Below are 22,439 nucleotides of genomic sequence, written 5' to 3' on the forward strand. Positions count from 1 at the left end.
CGGGGGGCCCGTCCGTCCCGCCGTCCGCACGTTGGTCCGTCCCGCCGCTGGTGCCGGTTCCCTCGTTCACTGTGCAGTCCCTCCCACCGGCAGCCAGACGGCCAGCCGCCACGTCGTTCCGTCCTCGCTCGGCCCCGCCGCGCTGCCGCCGCGCAGGGCCGTGGCGCGTTCGCCGATCCCGCGCAGCCCGCGCCCGCCGCCGGGGCGGCTCGGACGGGCGGGGCCCAGCGGGTTGGTCAGTTCGATCTCCAGTCGTCCGCCGGTCAGGGCGACCCGCAGCCCGGCGGGGGCGGGGCCGGCGTGCCGCAGCACGTTGGTGAGGCCCTCCTGCACGATCCGGTACGCCTCGCGGGAGACCGGGGCGGGCAGGCCGGTCAGGCCGGGGGCGAGCTGGGCGTCCACCGTCACGCCGGTGCGGGCGAGTTGGCGCAGCAGGTCGTCCAGCCCGGCGAGGGTGGGCCCGGCCGGTCCGGTGCCCTCCGGGTCCTCCTCGCGCAGCAGGCCGAGCACGGTGTCCAGTTCGGCGACGGCGGCCCGCGCGGTCTCTTCGATGGCCTGCAGCGCCTCGGCGGCGAAGCCCGGGTCGCTGCGCAGCACCCGGGCGGCGGCCGAGGCCTGGATGCCGACCGCGCTGAGCGCGTGCCCGACCGAGTCGTGCAGTTCGCGGGCCAGCCGGTTGCGCTGGGCGAGCACGGTGGCCCGGCGTTCGGCGGCGGCCAGCCGCTCCTCCGGGGTCGGGCCGAGCAGGGCGGGCGCCCAGCGGACGAGCAGTGCGCCCGAGCCGGCGTTGGTCAGGGCGAGCAGCAGCAGAAGGGCGACGCCCAGGGTGGGGCCGGTGAACATCCAGCCGGGGAAACGGTTCTCCCAGTACCCGACGAGGTCCTGGCCCCCGCCGAAGCCGAAGATCAGCACCACCGCGAACGGCACCCCGGCCAGCGTGATCCCGGCGACCACCCCGCCGAGGAACAGGTGCAGCGTGAACCAGAGCGCGGTGCGCCACCGGGCCGGCCACGCGCGGGCGGGCCCGGTGGCCAGCTCCTCCGGCCGCGCGACCGAGCACAGCGCCCGCGCGGCGGCGCCCTCCAGCCCCCGGACCGTCGGCACCAGCGCGGTGACGGCCGCCATCGGCAGCGAGGTGAACAGCGAGAGGAACTGCAGCAGCACCTGCCTGCCGTGCCCCTGCTCGGGGTTGAGCGCTCCGAGCAGCACCACCGACAGCAGCCAGTACGGCATCAGCAGCGCGCCGCCCAGCACCAGGTGCACCCAGCGCAGGCGGGCCCGCCGCCCGAGCAGCGCCCCCGTCGCACGCCGCAGCCGCGTGTCCGCCCCCGTGATCACGCAGGTGACTCTACGTCAGCGGCGCGGTGCCTGGCTCCCCATTCGGTGAGCGCCATCGCCCCGGCGGCCAGCACCAGCAGCCCGGCGACGAACTGTCCGGCCTCCACCAGGACCATCAGCCCCGGCACCGCGCTCGGCAGGTCAGCCACCCTGGTCGTGGTCCCGAACGCCACCAACTGGTAGCCGCCCCAGCCGAACAGCGAACCGGCGCAGAGCCAGGCCACCGCCAGCGGCAGCCGCAGCCGCCGCCGGGGACCGGCGCGGAAGGCCAGGAGCAGCACCGCCACCGCGGCGGCCACCGCCATGACGGCCGTCACGGAGTCCATGACCGTGATCGACCGGCCGCGCTCGTCGACCCAGCGCAGCGGCAGTCCCACCGTGCCGCCGGCCGCCCAGTACGCGCGCCCCGCCGCGGCCCCCAGGGCGAGCAGGGCGGCGATCGCGGCGAAGGCGCGCTGCACGGTGCGGGTGGGGGAGTCGGGCAGGTCGCCGATCCGGGCGCGCAGCAGGCCCGCCCAGCGCCGTCGGGCGTACAGCAGGAAGGCGGTGATCAGGGCGATGCCCTGGACCGCGAAGCCGCCGTAGACGAGCGTGAACACCCAGCTCGCCAGCCCCTGACCGGCCTGCTGCGTGGGCGGGCGGTGCTCCGGGCCGAGGAGCAGCGAACCGATCAGGTCCGCCGGGACCGCCACCAGGACCGTCCCGAGGAGCCCGGTCGCGACCCACATCGGGAACGCCACCAGCCCGGCTGGCGCCCGCCACCCCCACGGCCGGGCGAAGGCGAGGGCGAGCGCCAGCGCGATCGCGTCCATGCCGAAGGTGAGGAGGTTGAGCGTCCACAGGGCGTCCAGCGCCTCCGTGTCGCTCGCGCCCACGTGGGAGCCGCCCAGCCAGAGCAGTTTCAGCGTCAGGTAGGGAAGGGTGGCGGCCATCGCGACCCCGGCCGCCGCCACCCGCACCGCATCGTCCTTGCGTCTCATGCCTCCACGGTCGCGTCCGGAGCGGGCCCGGTATTCCGCCCGGCGACCGATCCGGGTCCCCCCGGCGGGGGATCTCCGGGCGTGCGGCCTCCGGCCGGGAAGCCCCCGTCGGGTCGGGTGGGGCGGCGGGTCGGGCGGGCCGGTCGGGTCGGGTGGGCGAGGCCGGTCGGGCGGTCCGGGATCCCGGGGGTCCGAGTCCGGGGCCGGGGCCCGGGGGACGGGGACGACCGGCTCAGGGCATCCGGTGGATCAGCCGGTCCTCGTCGTCGACCCGCCCGGCCGGGTCCGCCACCAGGCCGAGGCGTTCCGCGAGCCGGCGGGAGGGCAGGTTGTCGGCACGGATCAGGGCGACCACCGGGATCCCGGGGAACCGCGGCCGGGCCTCCGCCATCGCGGCCCGGGCGGCCTCCGCCGCGTACCCCTTGCCCCAGGCGGACGGCCGGAACCGATAGTAGAGGTTGAAGACCCGCTCCCCGTCCAGGGTGTGCAGGTAGAGCCCGGCGTACCCGATGATCGTCTCCGGCTCCTCGCGCGTCGACACGGCGCAGTACCCCACGCCGTCCCGTACCCAGTCGGCCACGAAGCCGTCCAGCGCCTCCTGCGCCTCCGCGAGGTCCCGCTGCGGCCCCTGCGGGTTGTGGCGGTTGGTCTCCGGATCCCCGTGGACGGCGAACATGGCCTCCACGTCGCCCTCCTGGGGCCGGGTGAGCACCAGCCGCTCGGAGACGGCGACGACCGTGCGGGCGGCGGTCCGGTCGGTGGTGGTCATGGCGCTTCCCCCGGGAGTTCCTCTGTCATAGGTGCTCCGCAGGATAGGCCATTACGCCCACGGGCGTCCGGTCGTTTTCCACGGTCGGACCGGGGCGGCCCGGACCGGTGCGGAGGTCTTGTTACCGGCGGGTCGCTTGCCTATCATCCCGAGTGTTACAGCTTTACTGTCAAACCCCGAAGGGTTCTGCGGCCAGTGCGTGACACAAGCAGTCCGGTGGGCGAGGGCGCCCGGGGCCCGTTGGCCGGCGTGCGGGTGGTGGAGCTCGCCGGGATCGGGCCGGGGCCGTTCGCGGCGATGCTGCTGGGGGACCTCGGCGCGGACGTGGTGCGGGTGGACCGGCCGCAGCCGTCACCGCTGGGAACGGACCCGGCGTACGACCTCAGCAACCGCAACAAGCGCTCGGTGCTGGTCGACCTGAAGTCGCCCGAGGGGCCCGGGCGGGTGCTGGACCTGGTCGAACGGGCCGACCTGCTGATCGAGGGCTACCGGCCCGGCGTCGCGGAACGGCTCGGAGTCGGCCCGCAGGAGTGCCTGGCGCGCAACCCGGCGCTGGTCTACGGGCGGATGACCGGCTGGGGGCAGCACGGGCCCCGGGCCGCGACCGCCGGGCACGACCTCGGGTACGCGGCGGTGGCCGGGGTGCTGGGGATGGTGGCGACGCCCGGCGGGGCCGACGAACCGCCCGGCATCCCCGCCAACCTGCTCGGCGACTACGCGGGCGGATCGCTCTACCTGGTCGTGGGCCTGCTCGCCGGCCTGCACCACGCCCGGGCCACCGGCGCGGGCCAGGTGGTGGACGCCGCCGTCGTGGACGGCTCGGCCCACCTCGGCAGCATGCTCTGGGGCCTCCTGGCGGCAGGGCACTGGCAGGACCGCCGGGGCGTCAACCTGCTGGACGGCGGCGCCCCCTTCTACGCCGTCTACCGGGCGGCCGACGGCGGCCACCTCGCCGTCGGCGCGCTGGAGCCGCGCTTCTACGCCGAGTTCGCCCGGCTGCTGGAACTCGGCCCGGACGCACCCGGCCAGCACGACCTCGCGCGCTGGCCCGAACTGCGCGCCCTGATCGCCGCCCGCTTCGCCACCCGGACCAGGGCCGAGTGGGAGGCCGTCTTCGCGGGCTCCGACGCCTGCGTGGAACCGGTCCTGACGATGCGTCAGGCAGCTGCGGACGGGCACCTCGTGGCGCGCGGCACCTACGTCGAGGTGGACGGCGTCACCCAGCCCGCCCCCGCTCCCCGCTTCTCCGCCACCCCCGGCGCACTGCGCCGCCCCCCGGCCCGGCCGGGCGCGGACACCGCCGAGGTCGCCCGGGACTGGGCGGTGCCGTCCCTCGATGCGGCGGGCGACGGGTCGTCTCCCGATGCCGCGACCGGGCCGTCCGGGGCCGGGTGCCCTGCCGCGGGGTCGTCCGGGGTCGGGTCGTCCGTGAACGAGTGCCCTGCCGCGACCGGGCCGTCCGCCGGCGGGCCGTCCGCTGCCGAACCGTCCGCCACCCGGCCGTCCGCCGCCGAACCGTCCGCTGCCGAACCGTCCGCCACCCGGCCGTCCGCCGCCGAACCGTCCGCAGCCGAACCGTCCGCCACCGAGCAGCCCGTGGCCGGGCAACCCGCAGCCGAGCAAGGAGAGTAGCGTTGCAGCGCGAGATCTTCACCGAGCAGCACGACGACTTCCGGGCCACCGTGAAGGCCTTCCTCGCCAAGGAGGTGCTGCCGCACTACGACCGCTGGGAGCAGGCCGGCATCGTCGACCGTTCCGCCTGGCTCGCGGCCGGCCGGCAGGGCCTGCTCGGCATCGCCGTGCCCGAGGAGTTCGGCGGTGGCGGCACCCCCGACTTCCGCTACGCCGCCGTGCTGGCCGAGGAGTTCGCCCGGGCGGGTGCCTCCGGCCTGGCGATCGGCCTGCACAACGACATCATCGGCCCCTACCTGACCTCGCTCACCACCGAGGAGCAGAAGCGCCGCTGGCTGCCCGGCTTCTGCTCCGGCGAGCTGATCACCGCGATCGCGATGACCGAGCCCGGTACCGGCTCCGACCTGCAGGGCATCCGCACCCAGGCGGTCGACCGGGGCGACCACTTCCTGCTCAACGGCGCCAAGACCTTCATCTCCAACGGCATCCTCGCCGACCTCGTCATCGTGGTCGCCCGCACCACCCCCGAGGGCGGCGCGCACGGCCTGAGCCTGCTGGCCGTCGAGCGCGGCACGCCCGGCTTCGAGCGCGGCCGCAACCTCGACAAGATCGGCCAGAAGGCCCAGGACACCGCCGAGTTGTTCTTCGAGGACGTCCGGGTGCCGAAGCGGAACCTGATCGGCGAACTCAACGGCGGTTTCGTCCACCTGATGCAGAACCTCGCCCAGGAGCGGCTCACCATCGCGGCCTCGGCGATCGCCGGCGCCGAGTACCTGGTCGAGATCACCACCGACTACGTCAAGCAGCGCGAGGCCTTCGGCCGACCGCTCGCCAAGCTGCAGCACGTCCGCTTCGAGATCGCCGAACTGGCTACCGAGTGCGCCGTCACCCGGACCTTCGTCGACCGCTGCATCACCGAGCACAACCGCTACGCGCTCACCCCGGCCGACGCCTCGATGGCCAAGTGGTGGGCCACCGAACTGCAGAAGCGCACCGCCGACCGGTGCCTCCAACTGCACGGCGGCTACGGGTACATGAGCGAGTTCCCGGTCGCCCGGGCGTTCACCGACGGCCGCATCCAGACGATCTACGGCGGCACCACGGAGATCATGAAGGAGATCGTGGGCCGCTCCATCCTCGGCTGACCCGCCAAGCCCCCCGCCCCGAAAGGCCATTCCCATCGTGACCACCGAAGCGTACGTCTACGACGCGATCCGTACCCCGCGCGGCCGGGGCAAGGCCACCGGCTCGCTGCACGGCACCAAGCCGATCGACCTGGTCGTCGGTCTGATCCACGAACTGCGCCGCCGCTTCCCCGGGTTGGACCCGGCGGCGATCGACGACATCGTGCTCGGCGTGGTCAGCCCGGTCGGCGACCAGGGCTCCGACATCGCCCGGATCGCCGCCGTCGCGGCCGGCCTGCCGGACACCGTCGCCGGCGTCCAGGAGAACCGCTTCTGCGCGTCCGGACTGGAGGCCGTCAACATGGCCGCCGCCAAGGTCCGTTCGGGCTGGGAGGACCTGGTCCTGGCCGGCGGCGTGGAGTCGATGTCCCGGGTGAAGATGGCCTCCGACGGCGGCGCCTGGTTCGCCGACCCGATGACCGCGTACGCGACCGACTTCGTCCCGCAGGGCATCGGCGCCGACCTGATCGCCACCATCGAGGGCCTCTCCCGCACCGACGTGGACGCCTTCGCGGCCGAGTCCCAGGCCCGCGCCGCCAAGGCCCAGGCGGACGGCCTGTTCGACCGTTCGGTCGTCCCCGTGCGCGACCGCAACGGCCTGGTCGTGCTGGAGCGCGACGAGTTCATCCGCCCCGGCACCACCGTCGAGACCCTGGCGGGCCTCAAGCCCTCCTTCGCCGCCATCGGCGAGGCCGGCGGCTTCGACGCCGTCGCCCTGCAGAAGTACCACTGGGTGGAGGCCATCGACCACGTCCACCACGCGGGCAACTCCTCCGGCATCGTGGACGGCGCCGCGCTCGTCGCCATCGGCAACCGCGAGGTCGGCGAGCGGTACGGGCTGCGCCCGCGCGCCCGGATCGTCTCCGCCGCCGTCTCCGGCTCCGAGCCGACCATCATGCTCACCGGCCCCGCCCCGGCCACCCGCAAGGCGCTCGCCAAGGCCGGGCTCACCGCCGCCGACATCGACCTGGTCGAGATCAACGAGGCCTTCGCCGCCGTCGCGCTCCGCTTCATCCGCGAACTCGGCTTCCGCGCGGACCAGGTGAACGTCAACGGCGGGGCGATCGCGCTCGGCCACCCGCTCGGCGCCACCGGCGCGATGCTGCTCGGCACCGTGATCGACGAACTGGAGCGGCGCGACCTGCGCTACGGCCTGATCACCCTCTGCGTCGGCGGCGGCATGGGCATCGCCACCATCGTCGAGCGCGTCTGACCACCCCGCCCCTCGGATCCCCTCGGAGACCCTGAACTCATGAGCGACACCACCACCATCCGCTGGGAGCAGGACCAGGACGGCGTGGTCACCCTCGTCCTCGACGACCCCACCCAGTCCGTCAACACCATGAACGAGGCCTTCACGGCCGACTTCGAGGCCGTCGTCGCGCGCCTGGCCGGCCTCGGCGACGGACTGCGCGGCGTCGTCGTCACCTCCGGCAAGAAGACCTTCTTCGCCGGGGGAGACCTGCGGATGCTCTCCGCCGCCCGCCCCGAGGACGCCGAAGCCGTCTTCGAGAAGTCGATGCGGATCAAGCGCTCGCTGCGCACCCTGGAGACCCTCGGCAAGCCCGTCGTCGCCGCTCTCAACGGCAGCGCGCTCGGCGGCGGCCTGGAGATCGCCCTCGCCTGCCACCACCGGATCGCGCTGGACGACCCCGCCGGCCGGATCGGCCTGCCCGAGGTCACCCTCGGCCTGCTGCCGGGCGGCGGCGGGGTGGTCCGCACGGTGCGGCTGTTCGGCATCACCGACGCCCTGCTGAAGTTCCTGCTGCAGGGCCGCCAGTACCGCCCGGCGCAGGCGCTGGAGCACGGACTGGTGCACGAACTGGTCGACACCCCGGAGGAGTTGACGGTCCGTGCGCGCGCCTGGATCGACGCCAACCCGACCGCCGTCCAGCCCTGGGACGTCAAGGGGTACAAGATCCCCGGCGGCACCCCGGCCACCCCGGCCTTCGCCGCCAACCTGCCCGCCTTCCCGGCCAACCTGCGCAAGCAGCTGAACGGCGCGCCCTACCCGGCCCCGCGCAACGTGCTGGCCGCGGCGGTGGAGAGCGCCCAGGTGGACGTCGACACCGCGATGGCGATCGAGGCCCGCTACTTCACCGAACTCGCCTGCGGCCAGACCAGCAAGAACATGATCCAGGCGCTGTTCTTCGACATGCAGGCGGTCAACTCCGGCGCCGGGCGCCCCAAGGACGTCGAGAAGCGGCCGGTGCGCAAGGTCGCCGTGCTCGGCGCCGGGATGATGGGCGCGGGCATCGCCTACGCCTGCGCCAAGGCCGGCATCGAGGTGGTGCTCAAAGACGTGAGCACCGAGGCCGCCGAGCGCGGCAAGGCCTACTCCGAAGGCCTGCTCAACAAGGCGATCGCGCGCGGCCGCTCCACCGAGGCCAAGCGCGACGCACTGCTCGCCCGGATCACCCCCACCGGCGACGCCGCCGACCTGGCCGGCTGCGACGCGGTGATCGAGGCGGTCTTCGAGAACACCGAGCTCAAGCACAAGGTGTTCCAGGAGATCGAGGGCGTCGTCGCCCCCGACGCGCTGCTCTGCTCCAACACCTCCACCCTGCCGATCGGCCTGCTCGCCGAAGGCGTCCGGCGCACCGGCGACTTCATCGGCCTGCACTTCTTCTCGCCGGTCGACAAGATGCGGCTGGTGGAGATCATCCGCGGGCCGCAGACCGGCGACGAGGCGCTGGCCCGCGCCTTCGACCTGGTCCGGCAGATCGACAAGACCCCGATCGTGGTCAACGACTCGCGCGGCTTCTTCACCTCGCGCGTGATCGGCCAGTTCCTCAACGAGGGCGTCGCGATGGTCGGCGAGGGCATCCACCCGTCCAGCATCGAGCAGGCCGCCGCCCAGGCCGGCTACCCCGCCAAGGTGCTCTCTCTGATGGACGAGCTCACCCTCACCCTGCCGCGCAAGATCCGCGACGAGTACCGGCGCTCGGTCGAGGCCGGCGGCGGCACCTGGACGCCGCACCCGGCGGACGCCGTCATCGACCGGATGGTCGACGAGTTCGGCCGCCCGGGACGCAGCGGCGGCGCGGGCTTCTACGAGTACGGCGAGGACGGCACGCGCGGGCGGCTCTGGCCCGGCCTGCTGGAGCACTTCGGCGCCGCCCGGGACGCGGCCCCCGACGTGCCGTTCGACGACCTCAAGGAGCGGATGCTGTTCAGCGAGGCGCTGGACTCGGTGCGCTGCCTGGAGGAGGGCGTGCTGACCTCGGTCGCCGACGCCAACGTCGGCTCCATCCTCGGCATCGGCTTCCCGGCCTGGACCGGCGGCGTGTTCCAGTACATCAACGGGTACGAGGGCGGCCCGGCCGGCTTCGCGGCCCGCGCCCGCGAACTCGCCGCGGCCTACGGCGAGCGGTTCGCGCCGCCGGCGCTGCTGGAGCGGATCGCGGCCGAGGGGCGGACCTTCACGGACTGACCCCGGCTCCTGGCCGGCGGGCCCTGGCCCCTGGTCGGGGCCGGTTCAGGGAGCTTCGGGCTACGGCGCTCCGGGTGGGGCCGTCTCGTGGACGGTCCCGCCCGGCGCCTCGCCGGTGCCTCGCCCGGTGCCTCGTCGGGCTCCTCTGCCGGCTCCTTCGTCGACTCCGGGCGGGTTGTCTGCCCGGCTACGCGCCCGGCTTCTCGCCGAGCTCCTGGCTGAGCTCCTGGCTGAGCTCCTCGCCGAGTTCTTCGCCGAGTTCTTCGCTGAGTTCCTCGCCGAGCTCCTCCCGCAGCGAGCGCTGGAACGCCGTCACCAGGGCCTGCGCCACCATCGGCTGGATGTGGTCCGTCAGTGCCTTCATCCGGGCCAGCTCGGTCGGCGCCGGCTCACTCTCCCGGTACGGCTTCCACACCGTCTCCCGGAACAGCCGCTGCAACTCCCGCGCCGTCGCCCGGCTGTGCTCCACCACGACGGCCCGGGCGGCCAGCAGCGTCTCCAGCGGGATCGGCACGTCCAGGATCCGCACCCCCAGCGGCAGCAGCCCCGGATCCACCCGGAACACCTCCGGGTCGTCGGTGCGCTCCAGCGCGCCCATCGCCGCCAGTCGCTCGACCTGCTCCTCCGACAGCCCGCGACCGGCCCGCCGCTCCAGCTGCGCCCGGCCCAGCTCCTCGGCGGACTCGGGCGTCCAGGACGCCACCAGTGCCCGGTGGATCGCCAGGTCCAGCGGGGTGCTGTCCTCCGGCAGCCGCGCCAGGTACCGCTCGATCGCCGCCAGCGTCAGCCCCTGCCGCTGCAACTCCTCGATCAGCTCCAGCCGGTCCAGGTGCGCAGCCCCGTACAACCCGACCCGACGCGGTCCCAGCACGGGCGGCGGCAGCAGCCCCTTCGTCCCGTAGAAGCGCACCGTCCGCACCGTCACCCCGGCCCGGGCCGCCAACTCGTCCACCGTCAGCCGCACCCCGCCCGCGACGGCGCCGTGCTCCCCCATCTGCTGCCTCCCGCGCTGGCACACTCCTGCTGTGACAGCAGCAGTGTGACAGTGCGACCCGTACGGGTCCACCGCTGCCGGTGACGGGCATGCCGACGCCCCTGCCCTCCGCCGGGACGACGGCTTCGGACAGGGGCGTCGGGTCACGATCCGCCGGTCGCGACCCCGGGCCGGGGGCAGGGCGGCGCGGGACCGGGCGTCGGGCCGGGCTCGCGTCGGAGCTCAGGGTTCAGGGCTCAGAGCTCTCGGAACTCGGGGCTCGGCGGCGGGTCAGGCGAGGGCGGCGTGGTGGCGGCGGGTGACCTCGGGGTGGGCGCGGGTGTAGCCCTTCCACTCGTTGAGTCCGAAGTCGGCGAAGAGCGGGTTGTCCGGGTCCTCGGTGGCGCCGGGGGCGTGGTGGGCGAGCGGGAAGTCCAGCGGCGCGATGTGGGCGTCGCGGCGCGGGTTGTAGAAGAACGGGACGGAGTAGCGCTCGCGGGCTCCGGGTGGGCTGACCACGCGGTGGCTGGTGGCCTTGAGGTAGCCGTCGGTGGCCACCTCCAGCAGCTCGCCGAGGTTGACGACGAAGGCGCCCTCGAGCGGCGGGACGTCCAGGAAGGTGCCGTCCGGGCGCTCGACCTGGAGGCCGCCCACGGTGTCCTGGAGCAGCAGGGTGATGAAGCCGTAGTCCTTGTGGGCGCCGACGCCCTGGCCGGCGCCGTCCGGGGCGGTGCCGGGGTAGCGGACCAGCTTGAGGCGCAGGTGGGGGTGGCCCGCGAAGGCCTCGTCGTAGAAGTCGGGGCGGGCGCCGATCGAGCTGAGGAGCTCGTGCAGCAGCCGCCGGGCGACGGCGCCGAGGCGGTCGATCCAGCCGAGCGCGGCGGTGCGCAGCTCGGGGAGCGCCTGCGGCCACTGGTTGGGGCCCTCCAGCCACCAGTACGGGGGCTCACCGGCGCCCGGGACGTGCGGGGGCAGCTCGGCGCCGATGTCCAGCTGGTCGCGCCAGTCCTGGCTGCCGCCGGTGCGCTCGTCGCCGGTGCGGGTGTAACCCCGGTAGTGCGGGGAGTTGAGGTTGCTCACGGCGAGCCGGTCGGCTTCGGGGAGCGCGAAGAAGGCGCGCATGGCCCGGGTGAGCGCCGCCGTTTCCTCCGGGGTGACGCCGTGGCCGACGAGCTGGAAGAAGCCGACGCCGGTGGCCGCGGCGCGCAGGTCGTCGTGCAGGCGGCGACGGTCCTCGGGGCTGCCGTCGGCGAGCGAGAGGTCGATCACCGGGAGGGCGTCCGCGAGGGTGGAGCCGGTGCCGGTTTCGGATATGGGAGTGTGCTGCTGCGTCATGTGTGACATCCGCTGGGTCTCGTCCCGGCCTGTCCCGGTGGTCGACCGGGGGCGCCGGAGCATCGCCTGGTGCGGCGGGTGCTCGGGGGCCGGGAGGCGGGGGCGGCCGGGTGGGGCCGCCGTTTGAGGGTGGGTGGAGCGAGGTTCAGCCGGAGCGTCGACAGGACATGGTGGTCACGCGGAGCAGGTCCACGTGGCGGCGGCGAACAAGGATGAGCACGCCACCAGCCTAAATGACCGGTTCGGCGGCGAGCGAGCCCCCTGCAGCGGAGGGCCACTCCCCACTTGTCGGTGGTCGTTCAAAGGTGGGCGAGTGGTGGTCGAGTGGCGGCTGGGATGGTGGTCGGGATGGTGGTCGGCGCCTCCCTTCAGGAGTTGTTGAGGTAGGCCAGGACGGCCAGGACCCGGCGGTTGTCGTCGTCGGAGGGCTGGAGGTCGAGCCGGACGAAGATCGACGCGGTGTGCTTGGCGACCGCCCGTTCGGTGATCACCAGTTGCTGGGCGATGGCGGCGTTGGAGCGGCCCTCCGCCATCAGCGCCAGCACCTGCCGTTCGCGCGGAGAGAGGGTGGAGACCGGGCCGGCCGAGGAGTTGTGCGTGAGCAGTCGGGTGATCACCTCCGGATCCATCGCGGTACCGCCCTGGGCGACCCGCCGGACGGCGTCGATGAACTGGTCGCCGTCCATCACCCGGTCCTTGAGCAGGTAGCCGATCCCGCCGGTGCTGTCGGCCAGCAGCTCCCTCGCGTACAGCTGCTCGACGAACTGCGACAGGACAAGGACGGGCAGGCCCGGGTGGGCCTGACGGGCGGCCAGCGCGGCCCGCAGCCCCTCGTCCGAGAAGCTCGGCGGCAGCCGGACGTCGACCACGGCGATGTCGGGCCGGTCGGCGGCCACGGCGGTGAGCAGTTGCTCGCCGTTCTCGACCGCCGCGGTGACCTTCATGCCGTTGGCCTCCAGCAGCCGGGTCAGGCCGTCCCGGAGGAGGAAGAGGTCTTCGGCGATGACAACGCGCACGGGATCTCCAGGTTCACGATGGTCGGGCCACCGCAGGGGCTGCTGATCGCCAGCACCCCGTCGAAGGCGGCCAGTCGGCGTTCGGTTCCGCTGAGGCCGGTGCCCCGGGACGGGTCGGCGCCGCCGCGCCCGTCGTCGGTGACCGATATCCGCAGCAGTCCGCCACTGTGCCCTATCTCGATCCAGACGTGCGAGGCCCCCGCGTGCTTCACCACGTTGGCCAGCAGTTCGCTGACCGCGAAGTAGGCCGCCGACTCGACCGGTGCCGGGGCCCGGCCGGGCAGGACCCCGGTGAAGGTGACCGGCAGCGGCAGGTCCAGCGCGGTCGCCCGTACGGCGTCGGCCAGCCCGCGGTCGGCCAGCACCGGGGGGTGGATGCCGCGGACCAGGTCCCGCAGCTCGCCCAGCGCCTTCACCGAGGACGTCCGGGCCTCGGCGAGCAGCGGGGCCAGCGCGTCCGGGTCGTCCTTGAGCTGCTCGGCCACGGTCAGCAGCATGCCCAGGGCCACCAGCCGGGCCTGCGCGCCGTCGTGCAGGTCCCGCTCGATCCGGCGCAGCTCGGCCGCCCCGGCGTCGATGGTGTCCGCCCTGGTCCGGGCCAGGTGGCTGACCCGGTGGGCGAGCCGGGCCTGCCGGGAAGGGCCGAGCAGGGCCCGGACCGCCCTCTCGTGGATCCGCAGGACGGGTGGCGCGGCCCACAGCGCGGCGGCCGGGGCGGCGCACAGGCCCATCCCGTAGACGAGGCCCAGCGGGAAGATCGGCCCGTTCCGACCGAAGACCTCCAGGGCGATCGGGGTGACCAGGACGAGGGCGGCGGTGAGCAGCACGGCGGAGCCGGAGAGCAGGGCCCAGGCCAAGTCCCGCCAGGTCGCCGGGTCGGTCAGCCAGCCGCCGGTCCGCAGCCGCCGCCAGGCGCCGGCGGTCCCGGGCGGTCGGCGGTACGGCACCGGGACCGGCCGCCCGCTCCACGCGCCGACCGTCCGCCTGCTCTCCGTCGCGATCCAGCGCGCGCCGAACAGCCCGAGCACCACCAGTGAGGGCGCCAGCCAGAGCGAGACCGACCGGCCGCCGGGCGCGGCGCCGCCGTACAGGTGCGTCGCCATCACCGCGAGCGCGCCCGGTGCGAACAGGGCCGCGCCGACCGCCCGGCCGCCGCCCCCGGTGGCCCAGCAGAGCGCCCAGACGGCGACCGGAGCCAGCGGCACCAGGAGGACGAGCGGGCCGCCCGGCCCGAACGGCCCGGCCTCGTCCGGTCCGAACAGCGCGGACACCCCCAGGACCGGCCCGGCCAGCAGCGCGATCAGGCCCGTCACGGCCAGCGTCACCGCGTACCAGGCGCGCACGCCGTCCATGCAGGCCCGGCCCACCCGTCGGGCGGCCCGGCCCGCCGCTCCCGTGCCCGCCTCGGCGCGCACCGCCGTACTCGTTTCCGCACCCATGAAGCGCCCCCTCGCCGTTCCGCGGCCCCCGTCGGAGGCCCCGAAGCCCGTGGCCCCGCAGCCGCTGCGGGCTCCGGTTCCGATCTTCCGCCGGTCAGTCTGCCCGGCCGCGGCCACCGGCGATCTAGGGCTGGACACCCAGTTCGGGGTGTACCTGGATACACCTCGCGGACACCGTCCAGACGGCTGTCCGCACCCCCGGGCGGGTTCGTAGCGTCGTGTTCCGTCAGCCGGCTCCGGGCCTCTCCGGGGCCGGACCCCGAACCGTGGAGGGCCCGTGAACGCGCCGATCATCCGGATCCGCGGCGTCAGCAAGACGTACGACCGGTCCGAGGCCGTGCCGCCCGCGCTGGCCGGGCTCGACCTGGAGGTGCGGGCCGGCGAGGCGCTGGCCGTGCTCGGCCGCTCGGGCAGCGGCAAGTCCACCCTGCTGAACCTGATCGCCGGCCTGGACCGCCCGAGCGCGGGCACGGTCGAGGTGGCGGGCGTGGCCGTGCACGAGCTCGGCGAGGCCGCACTGGCCGAGTACCGGCGGCGGCGGATCGGCATGGTGTTCCAGTTCTTCAACCTGCTGGACGACCTGACCGCCGAGGACAACGTGCTGCTACCGGCACAACTCGCCGGAATGTCGCGGGACCGGGCCCGTGCCCGGGCCGCGGAGCTGCTGGAGCGGCTGGGGGTGGCCCGGCACGCCAAGGCCTACCCGGGCCGGCTCTCCGGCGGCGAGCGCCAGCGGGTCGCGGTGGCCCGGGCGCTGATGAACCGTCCGCCGGTCCTCCTGGCCGACGAGCCCACCGGGGCGCTGGACACCGCCTCGGCCGCCGACGTCCGCGACCTGCTGCGCGGGCTCCACGCGGAGGGGCAGACGGTCCTGCTGGTCACCCACGACACCGCGCTCGCCGAGGCCTGCGCCGACCGGACGATCGAACTGCTCGACGGCCGGCTGGTCCGGGACAGCGCGGCCCTGCCGACGCCCGGGGCGGCCCGATGAGCGCCCTCGGCACGGTGGTCCGGGCCGGGGTCGGCCGCAGGCGGGTGCAGACCCTGGTCATGGTGCTCACCACGATGGTGTCCGTGACGGCGTGCGTCCTCGCGGTCGGGCTGCTGGTCGCCGCTCGGGGCCCGTACCAGCGCTCCTTCGCCGACCAGCACGGCGCGCACCTCAACGTCCTGTACGACCCGGCCAAGGCGAGCCCGGCCCAGCTCGCCACGACCGCGCACGCGCCCGGCGTGACGGCCTCGGCCGGCCCGTACCCCGCGGTCACCGTCACGCCGCGCTCGGGGGAGGACACCCGGTTGCCGCCGCCGGGCAGCCCGCTCCCGTCGATGACGCTGGTCGGCCGGGCCCAGGACGGCCCGATGGACGGCCTGCGGATCACTCTCGGCCGCTGGGTCGCGGGCCCCGGCGAGGTGGTCTTCCCGGACGGCCGCTCCCCGCTGGCCGTCGGCGACAGCATGCGCTTCCCGGACCTCCCCGGGCAGCCGAAGCTCACGGTGGTCGGCCTCGCCTCCTCCGTCTCCTGGAGCGCGGACGGCTGGGTCGCCCCCGAGCAGATCGCCGGCCTGACGGCGCCCGGCACCAGCCCGGCCGCCCAGTACCTCTACCGCTTCGCCCACGCCGGCACCGACGCCGAGGTGGCGGCCGACCACGCCGCGCTCACCGCCGCGGTGCCGGCCGGCGCCCTCCTCAGGGCGACCTCCTACCGGCCCGCCCAGGCGGAGGCGAACAGGACGGCCTCGGTCTTCGTCCCCTTCGTCACGGCCTTCGGCCTGCTCGGCCTCGCCATGTCGGTGCTGATCATCGGCGTGGTGGTCAGCGGCGCCGTCACCGCGGCCACCCGCCGGATCGGCATCCTCAAGGCCCTGGGCTTCACCCCGGCGCAGGTGGCGCGTGCCTACGTCGGCCAGGCCCTGGTCCCCGGCGGGACCGGCACGGCCCTCGGCGTGCTCGGCGGCAACCTGCTCTCCGTGCCGGTCCTCGGCATCGCCCACAAGGCGCTGCGCGGCGGGCTGCTCGGCATCCCGCCCTGGGTCGACCTCGTCGTCCCCGCGGCGGCCCTGACCGCGGTGGTGGGCACCGCCCTGGTCCCGGCGCTGCGGGCCGGGCGGCTGCGCACGGTGGAGGCCCTGGCAGTCGGTCGCGCGGCGCCGGCTGCCAGACGGGCCGCCGCCGAGCGGACCGATGCCGAACGCACCGGCTCCGAGCGCGCCGGCTCCGAGCGCGCCGCCGCCGAGCGCGCTCCGGGCCGGATCGGGGCCCTGGGAGTCCTGGCAGGGCTCCGGAACGGGATCGGCCGACTGCCGGTGCCGCGCGCGCTGAGCCTCGGGCTGGCCACCCCGCTCAACCGGCCGGGCCGCTCGGCGACCACCGGGGCCGCCGTGGTGCTCGGCACGGCCGGGGTCGCCCTCTGCGTCGGGCTGACGCTCTCGCTCGGCCTGCTCCAGGACGGCCTGGAGGCCGGGCGCGGCGGCAAGGCCGTGGTCCGGGTCCCGATAGAGAACGCCCCTGCCGCCGCCCACCCGGACGAGGCGGCCGCCGCCCGGGCGATCGACACCCGACCGGGCACCCGGGCCTGGTACAGCAGCGTCCCGACCCGGGCGGCCGTGGCCGGGAACACCGGCCGCTCCGAGGTGGTCGCGTTCACCGGCGACGCCTCCTGGGACGGCTACCAGCTGGTCTCCGGCCGCTGGTTCCGCGGACCCGGCGAGGTCGTGGTCGGCGCCGCCTACCTCCGCGCCGCCCGGGCGAAGGTCGGCGACAGCCTGACCCTCACCGACCACGGGCGCACCACCCCGGCGAGGATCACCGGCGAGGTCCTGTCCACCGGCGACGTCGTGTACACGGACCGGGCCACCCTGGCCCCGCTCGGCGGCGCCGTCGCCGCCGAGGCGATCACCTTCCACATCGACCTCACCCCCGGCACCGATCCGGTGGCGTACGCCGCCGCGCTCGACGGCGAGGTCCGGGCACTGGGGCTGGGCGCCGAGCCAGGCGAGCAGCACGTCAACATCGTGCTGCTGGCGATGAACACCCTGGCCGGGACGCTGACGCTGCTGCTCTCCGTGGTCGCGGGGCTCGGGGTGCTCAACACGGTGCTGCTGGACACCCGGGAGCGGGCGCACGACCTCGGGGTGCTCAAGGCGCTCGGGATGTCGCCCCGGCAGACCGTCGCGATGGTGCTCACCTCGGTCTGCGGCAGCGGGCTGGTGGCCGGGCTGATCGGGGTGCCGCTCGGGATCGCGGTGCACCACCGGGTGGTGCCCGCGATGGCCCGCGCCGCCGGGATCGGCGTGCCCGAAGCCGACCTCGGAGTGTTCGGCCCCGCGGTGGTGGGGCCGCTGATACTCGGCGGCCTGGTCCTGGCCCTGCTCGGTGCCGCCCTCCCCGCCACCTGGGTGGCCCGCACCCGGACGGTCACGGCGCTGCGGACGGAGTGACGGCCGCAGGCCCGGTGCTCCCGCAGGCTCCGTCTCCTGCGGGAGCACCCCCGGGACTGGGCCCGGGGCCCCAGGCCCGGGCCCGGGCCAACCGGGGTCAGGGAACAACCGGGCCCGGGCCAACCGGGGTCAGGGAACAACCGGGCCCGGGTCAACCGGGGTCAGGGAACAACCGGGCCCGGGCCAACCGGGGTCAGGGAACAACCGGGCCCGGGCCACCGGGGTCAGGGAACAACCGGGCCCGGGCCAACCGGGCTCAGGGGCACCTGGGTCTGGACACCTGCACTCAGCGCAGGCGTCCTCAGGACAGCCGCGCCGCCGCGTACGCCTCCATGGCAGCGCGCTGGTACGCGGCAAGGCCCGGAGCGATGGCCTCGTACGCGGCGTGCCACTGCTCGTTCTCGGTGCAGGAGCGCGCGATCGCGAGGTACTCCTCCGTCGGGACGGCCCGGATCGTGCCGAGCAACCGGTACTCCTCGTCGGTCGCGCTCTGGACGGGCTCGGCGTCGGCGGGGTGGCCGGCCGCCATCAGCTCGGCCAGGCGGATCATGCGCGCGGTCCGCTCCCGCTGCCCGGCCGCGATCTCGTCCGGGCTCATCGCTGCGGTCACGCGCCGGGTCGCCTCGGCGTGCTCGGGGAAGTCGCGCAGGCTCGTGTCGATGTCGGCGGGCTGGATGCCCTCGAACAGGTTCTCGGGGCGGTTGATGACGGTCATGGGCGTGCCATCCTCTCGGGATCGCTCCAGGTCGACGATCGTGCGGAGGACGGTGGCGGCCAGGGCGTCCAGCCGGTCGCGTTCGGCGACCAGCCGCTGGTGGTGGCCCCGCAGGGCGTCCAGCTCGTCCACCTGCTCGCCCAGGATCCTGGCGATCTCGGGCAGCCCCAGACCCAGGGCCCGCAGCACGAGGATCTGCTGCAGCCGCAACAACTGCCCTTCCTCGTAGTAGCGGTGGCCGTTGGAGCCGATCCGGGCGGGTGGCAGCAGCCCGATCTCGTCGTAGTGCCGCAGCGTCCGGGCGGTCACTCCGGACATCCGGGCGACCTCCGCAATCGGCCAGGCCATGGCCGCCTCCCTCGCTCCCGCGTCCGTACGTTCGTCGTACCGAGGCCGGTTCCTCCGGCCCTGGTCACGACGGTAGGAGCTGCCGCTGCGGCAACTTCAAGCCCGGACCCGTGGGCGACGGTCCGAGCGGCTGCGGCGTTCGCGCCCGCTCGACCGTCAGGGCGGCCACGCCACAGAGGACCACCCGGAGCGCCTCCGGGCTACTCCGAGGTCCTCCGAGATCCTCCGAGATCCATCTGAGCTCTTCTGACTTCCGCCGAGCCCGCCTACGCGTCGCCGAACCAGTCCAGGGACTGGCCGTGCGGGCCGGTGAAGGCCACCGGCCGCCCGTCCAGGGCGAGCGCGAACAGCCCGGATCCGGAGGGGGCCGGGCGGGGCAGGCGCCGGGCGACGTCCGGCAGTACGGAGACCGCCTCGTTGGAGATCCAGTGCCCGGGCAGCCCGCGCACGGTCACCGCGAACTCCTCCCGCGCCTCCGGCGACAGGTAGGCGAGCACGGCGCTGTGGAACACCACGGGGGTCGCCCCCACGGGTACCTGCGCCACCAAGTCCCGTACCGTGGCGTTGAGATCACCGCGCACCAGCAGCGGAGGCTCGGCCCGGGCGACCCGGACGGCGCCGCGCAGCCGGTCCAGGCGGTGGGTCTGCTCCGGCCAGACCAGCGACTCCAGCCAGCGCACGTCCTCCTCGGCCCGGACGTCGAGCGGGTTGAGGTCGATCCCGGCCCGCCACACCACCTCCGGCAGCCGCTCCCGCAGGCGTGCGGGGAGCGGCACCGGTCCGCTCACCACGCAGTCCAGCGTCACCGGGCTCGCCGCAGCACCGAACTCGGTCACCGCGAACTCGGTCACCGCGAACTCGCTCGCCGCGGACTCGGTCACCGCGGACTCCCTGCCCCCGGACTCGGTCACCGCGGACTCGGTCCCCGAGCACTCGCTCACCGCCCCGCCCGCACCCTCGGCGGACAGGTACCGGTAGCGGTACCTGTCCGGGTACAGGCAGAGCCCCGCCGAGGCGCCCACCTCGATCAGCGCGAGCGGCTGCGGAAGCGTCGCCAGCAGCGGCAGCAGGGTGGCGCAGCGGCCCGCCTCGTTGGTCTGCGTCCGACGCTCCACCATGGTGGCCGACGTCTCGTCCCAGTGCGCCGTCACCCAGGCGCGGAAGGCGGGCCAGCCGTCCGTCACCGGGCCGCCCAGGTGGCGGACGGCCCCGAACAGCAGGTTCGGCTGCCGCTTCGCGGCGGGCAGTCCGTCCAGCAGGGCGTGCAACTGCCCGTCCTCGGCGACGCGTTCGGCCAGGTCCTGGTAGATCGCCGAGTTGCCCCGAGCCTCCCGCTCCGCGAAGCCGCGGTAGAGGTCCCCCGTCGTGCCGTGCATCCCTCGTCCGCCCCTTCCGGATGATCGATTCGGCCCAGCGTACGCCCGGCCGGTTCTCGGTCGGCCTCCGGGCGGCTCGGCGTCACCCCAGCAAGCCGCCCATGTGCCCGTCCTCGGCGAGCAGCCGCCAGGAGCAGCCGGGTGAGGCGAAGGCCTCCGGGTCGACGGCCTCGACCAGCCGGTCCACCACCGTGCTCAGCAGCGACTGCGGGTCGAACACCGCCCAGGTTTCCTGGGCTCGGCCGTGGTCCCAGCGGTCCCACTCGACGCGCAGCCGCTCGTACGTCCAGAGCGCGTAGAGCAGGGCGGACAGGTCGCGGTTCAGGTAGGCCTCGGGCTGGCCGTCGTCGTACCAGTCCGGCAGCTCCAGTCGGCCGGTCGTGCCGTCCAGGGCGATCGTGAGGTCCGTCGGCCAGTCCCCGAGGGCGATGAAGTCCCGTTGGTACGGGCGCTCCTCCTCGCCGTCGAAGTACTCCGGGTACGCCTCGCCCATGGTGACCAGCGGTTCGTCGCACACCCCGAACATCGCCCCGCCCAGCGGCAGCCCGACCTCGGTCAGCAGGCGCCGGGTCGGTTCGTGCACCAGGGCGGCGGGCAGGTGCTCGGGCCGGAAGCGGTGCACCCGGCCGGGGCCGTCGTCCTCGTCCGTCAGTGCCGCGAGTTCGGCCACCAGCTCCGGGCCGACCTCGTACGCGGGTCCGCCCGGTCCGCCCGGCAGCGCTCCCCAGCCCAGCGCGTGCACCAGCAGCGCCGTGCCCCAGTGCGCGGGCGGGGTCGGACCGCTCGCGAACAGTGCGGGATCGACCTCCCGCATCCGCTGCTCGGCCTGCGCCACGACCTCGGCCACCACCGCCGGGCCGCGACGCCCCTCCAGCGCCTCCGGCCGCCGGGCGGCCTCGGCAACGGCCTCCACCTCGCGAACCAGCCCGGCCAGCGCGGTCAGGTCGGAGGCCAGCCGGTCCCGTCGCGGGCCGCCGTTGTCGAGGAACACCTCACCGGTCGACCCGTCCAGCAGCACCAGGTTGCCGACGGCGGCGAACGGCGCGCAGTAGTCGGTCTCGCCGAGGACGAACAGCCCCTCCGCGTCCGCCGCGAACGGCCGCACCGCCCCGAACTCCAGGAACGCCCCCGCGCCCGGCAGCCCCTCCCGCGCCAGGAACTCCCGGCTCCCCGCGTGCACCACCCCGCCCGGCGCACCGGTCACCTGCTCACACTCCACGTATCCCCACCCCTCCCCGGCCCTGATCCACAGACCCTAGCGGCCCGGCCCGACAACGCCACGCCGGTTCCGGATCCGGAGACGGGGGAGACGCTGCCGCGCCGGGGCGGTTTCGCCACGGAGGGTTCGGTGGGTTCGGTGGCGGCACTCCCGGAGTCCGGAGCCGCTGGACGAGGACTCCTGAAGCCGGCTGCATGTGCGGGGTTCTGCTCCGGACGTGCAGGAGGGTGTCCGGCACCGGGTGGGGACGACCGAAGGGCCGGACACCCTCCTGACGGCACTCCACGGGCAGACCGACGATCATCCCTGCCGACCACGGCGGTTGGCGCCCGCCGCCGCTGACGGAATCCGAGCCGCCCTGCCTGGCCGGCCGTGGCGCGGGCCCCGCTCGGGTACCGCCCCGAAGCGCGCTGGACCCGCTCCGCCACGGTGCCCGTCCGCGCGGCGCGTTCGCCCCCTGCCCGAACGGCCCGGCCACACCAAGCGCCTGCGCGCCGCCCGTCCGCTGCTCCGGCAGGCCATCCGGGACCTGGCGAAGGCGACCGACCTGCGGGCCGACCCAGTGTGAACCACCGAGTCGACACCAGTGAGGTGCCGGTTGTCGCGCGACACCGTGCGCCGTTCGGCACTGGCGCAGTGGGTCGGCCACGGCCACGGCCACGGCCGCCCGCATTCCCGCATTCCGCATTCCTGCTGGTCCCGGGGCCTGAGGCCGCGCCCCGTCCGCACTCCGGCCGGGCTGCCCGTCACCTGGCCCCGAGCTTCGGCCGGCCCGAAGGCCGACGAGCGCGAGCTCCTGGCCGCGGTGATCGAGACCGAACCCGCCCCCGTGCGCGAGCGGCCCGGCCTGCCGATCCTCGCCGACCGGGGTGACGTCTCCGCCGAACACGACCGCTTCCTCGACCGGTACGGGGCCCGGCTGCTGCGACCGTCCCGTCCAGCCAGCGCTCCGCGCCCCGGCGGGGGCCTGCCGGGGAGTCCGTGCGTCAGCTGATCGAGTCCGTCCACGACACCTTCAAGGGCCGGCTCAGTCTCGAACAGTACGGAGCCGGCTCAGTCTCGAACAGTACGGAGGCGGAGGCGGAGGCCGCACCGCCGAAGGCGTTGACGCGGCGGGTCGGCCTGCGGATCTTCCGCCCATGATCTGCGTGATCTGGCACAACCGCACCACCAGCCGAGCCGTCCCCCCGCTCATCGATCGCCCGTCGACCACTGACCGGCTTCGGACCCACGTGGCCATGAGC

15 protein-coding genes and 2 pseudogenes are annotated in these 22,439 nt (G+C 74.7%); 7 read left to right on the plus strand and 10 right to left on the minus strand.

The genetic code is table 11. The features are described from left to right. Positions 1-66: 66 nt before the first annotated feature. The 3 genes from ACZ6Y7_RS21990 to ACZ6Y7_RS22000 form a co-directional block, all read right to left on the minus strand. Positions 67-1,338, minus strand: coding sequence for a sensor histidine kinase (locus ACZ6Y7_RS21990; protein ID WP_465759589.1), 1,272 nt, complete (start codon positions 1,336-1,338; stop codon positions 67-69). After that, entirely contained in the window at positions 1,335-2,318 is a 984-nt protein-coding gene (locus tag ACZ6Y7_RS21995) for a hypothetical protein (protein WP_465759590.1), read from the minus strand. Before ACZ6Y7_RS21995 ends, ACZ6Y7_RS21990 begins: the two co-directional genes overlap by 4 nt. 232 nt (positions 2,319-2,550) lie before the next feature. Next, positions 2,551-3,087 carry a GNAT family N-acetyltransferase gene (locus ACZ6Y7_RS22000; RefSeq protein WP_465759591.1) on the minus strand — a complete coding sequence of 179 codons (537 nt, stop codon included), beginning with the start codon at positions 3,085-3,087 and terminating at the stop codon, positions 2,551-2,553. 216 nt (positions 3,088-3,303) lie between these two features. Here ACZ6Y7_RS22000 and ACZ6Y7_RS22005 point away from each other — a divergent pair. From ACZ6Y7_RS22005 to ACZ6Y7_RS22020, 4 genes and pseudogenes are all read left to right on the plus strand, one after another. Next, positions 3,304-4,470, plus strand: a pseudogene (locus tag ACZ6Y7_RS22005) (CaiB/BaiF CoA transferase family protein); the annotation flags it as partial. Between the two features lie 251 nt (positions 4,471-4,721). Further along, positions 4,722-5,864, plus strand: coding sequence for an acyl-CoA dehydrogenase family protein (locus ACZ6Y7_RS22010; protein ID WP_465759592.1), 1,143 nt, complete (start codon positions 4,722-4,724; stop codon positions 5,862-5,864). Between the two features lie 37 nt (positions 5,865-5,901). Then, positions 5,902-7,116, plus strand: a complete 1,215-nt coding sequence (locus tag ACZ6Y7_RS22015) for an acetyl-CoA C-acetyltransferase (RefSeq protein ID WP_465759593.1) — start codon at positions 5,902-5,904, stop codon at positions 7,114-7,116. A 39-nt stretch (positions 7,117-7,155) separates the two neighbouring features. Continuing rightward, a complete protein-coding gene (locus tag ACZ6Y7_RS22020; protein WP_465759594.1) occupies positions 7,156-9,336 on the plus strand; it encodes a 3-hydroxyacyl-CoA dehydrogenase NAD-binding domain-containing protein in 2,181 nt (726 codons plus the stop codon). Positions 9,337-9,523: 187 nt separating this feature from the next. Here ACZ6Y7_RS22020 and ACZ6Y7_RS22025 read toward each other — a convergent pair whose 3' ends face one another. The 4 genes from ACZ6Y7_RS22025 to ACZ6Y7_RS22040 all read right to left on the minus strand — a co-directional run bounded on the left by ACZ6Y7_RS22025 (position 9,524) and on the right by ACZ6Y7_RS22040 (position 14,099). Next, positions 9,524-10,330 carry a MerR family transcriptional regulator gene (locus ACZ6Y7_RS22025; RefSeq protein WP_465759595.1) on the minus strand — a complete coding sequence of 269 codons (807 nt, stop codon included), beginning with the start codon at positions 10,328-10,330 and terminating at the stop codon, positions 9,524-9,526. 270 nt (positions 10,331-10,600) lie between these two features. Further along, complete coding sequence (locus ACZ6Y7_RS22030; RefSeq protein ID WP_465759596.1) at positions 10,601-11,644, minus strand: isopenicillin N synthase family dioxygenase; 1,044 nt, start codon at positions 11,642-11,644, stop codon at positions 10,601-10,603. Positions 11,645-12,012: 368 nt separating this feature from the next. Beyond that, positions 12,013-12,660 carry a response regulator gene (locus ACZ6Y7_RS22035; protein WP_465759597.1) on the minus strand — a complete coding sequence of 216 codons (648 nt, stop codon included), beginning with the start codon at positions 12,658-12,660 and terminating at the stop codon, positions 12,013-12,015. Continuing rightward, positions 12,612-14,099 (minus strand): sensor histidine kinase, encoded by a 1,488-nt coding sequence (locus ACZ6Y7_RS22040; protein WP_465759598.1) that lies wholly within the window; start codon positions 14,097-14,099, stop codon positions 12,612-12,614. The genes ACZ6Y7_RS22035 and ACZ6Y7_RS22040 overlap by 49 nt, the downstream gene beginning before the upstream one ends. Positions 14,100-14,376: 277 nt before the next feature. Here ACZ6Y7_RS22040 and ACZ6Y7_RS22045 point away from each other — a divergent pair, with 277 nt between their 5' ends. Together ACZ6Y7_RS22045 and ACZ6Y7_RS22050 are read left to right on the plus strand one after the other, a co-directional pair. Continuing rightward, positions 14,377-15,090 carry an ABC transporter ATP-binding protein gene (locus ACZ6Y7_RS22045; RefSeq protein ID WP_465759599.1) on the plus strand — a complete coding sequence of 238 codons (714 nt, stop codon included), beginning with the start codon at positions 14,377-14,379 and terminating at the stop codon, positions 15,088-15,090. After that, the gene (locus ACZ6Y7_RS22050; RefSeq protein WP_465759600.1) at positions 15,087-17,537 is read left to right on the plus strand and encodes an FtsX-like permease family protein; all 2,451 of its coding nucleotides are present in this window, start codon (positions 15,087-15,089) and stop codon (positions 17,535-17,537) included. Before ACZ6Y7_RS22045 ends, ACZ6Y7_RS22050 begins: the two co-directional genes overlap by 4 nt. A 301-nt stretch (positions 17,538-17,838) precedes the next feature. Here the strand turns inward: ACZ6Y7_RS22050 and ACZ6Y7_RS22055 are convergent, their stop codons facing one another. From ACZ6Y7_RS22055 to ACZ6Y7_RS22065, 3 genes are all read right to left on the minus strand, one after another. Beyond that, entirely contained in the window at positions 17,839-18,600 is a 762-nt protein-coding gene (locus ACZ6Y7_RS22055; protein WP_465759601.1) for a MerR family transcriptional regulator, read from the minus strand. A 266-nt stretch (positions 18,601-18,866) separates the two neighbouring features. Beyond that, positions 18,867-19,976: a DUF2332 domain-containing protein gene (locus tag ACZ6Y7_RS22060; RefSeq protein ID WP_465759602.1), complete on the minus strand. Its 1,110-nt coding sequence runs from the start codon at positions 19,974-19,976 to the stop codon at positions 18,867-18,869. 82 nt (positions 19,977-20,058) lie between these two features. Then, positions 20,059-21,180, minus strand: a complete 1,122-nt coding sequence (locus ACZ6Y7_RS22065; RefSeq protein ID WP_465759603.1) for an SUKH-4 family immunity protein — start codon at positions 21,178-21,180, stop codon at positions 20,059-20,061. A gap of 256 nt (positions 21,181-21,436) precedes the next feature. Between ACZ6Y7_RS22065 and ACZ6Y7_RS22070 the strand changes: the two are divergent. Then, positions 21,437-22,379 (plus strand): annotated as a pseudogene (locus ACZ6Y7_RS22070) (hypothetical protein); the annotation flags it as partial. Between the last annotated feature and the right edge of the window lie 60 nt (positions 22,380-22,439).

It is taken from the genome of Kitasatospora sp. NPDC053308 (genome assembly GCF_055585785.1).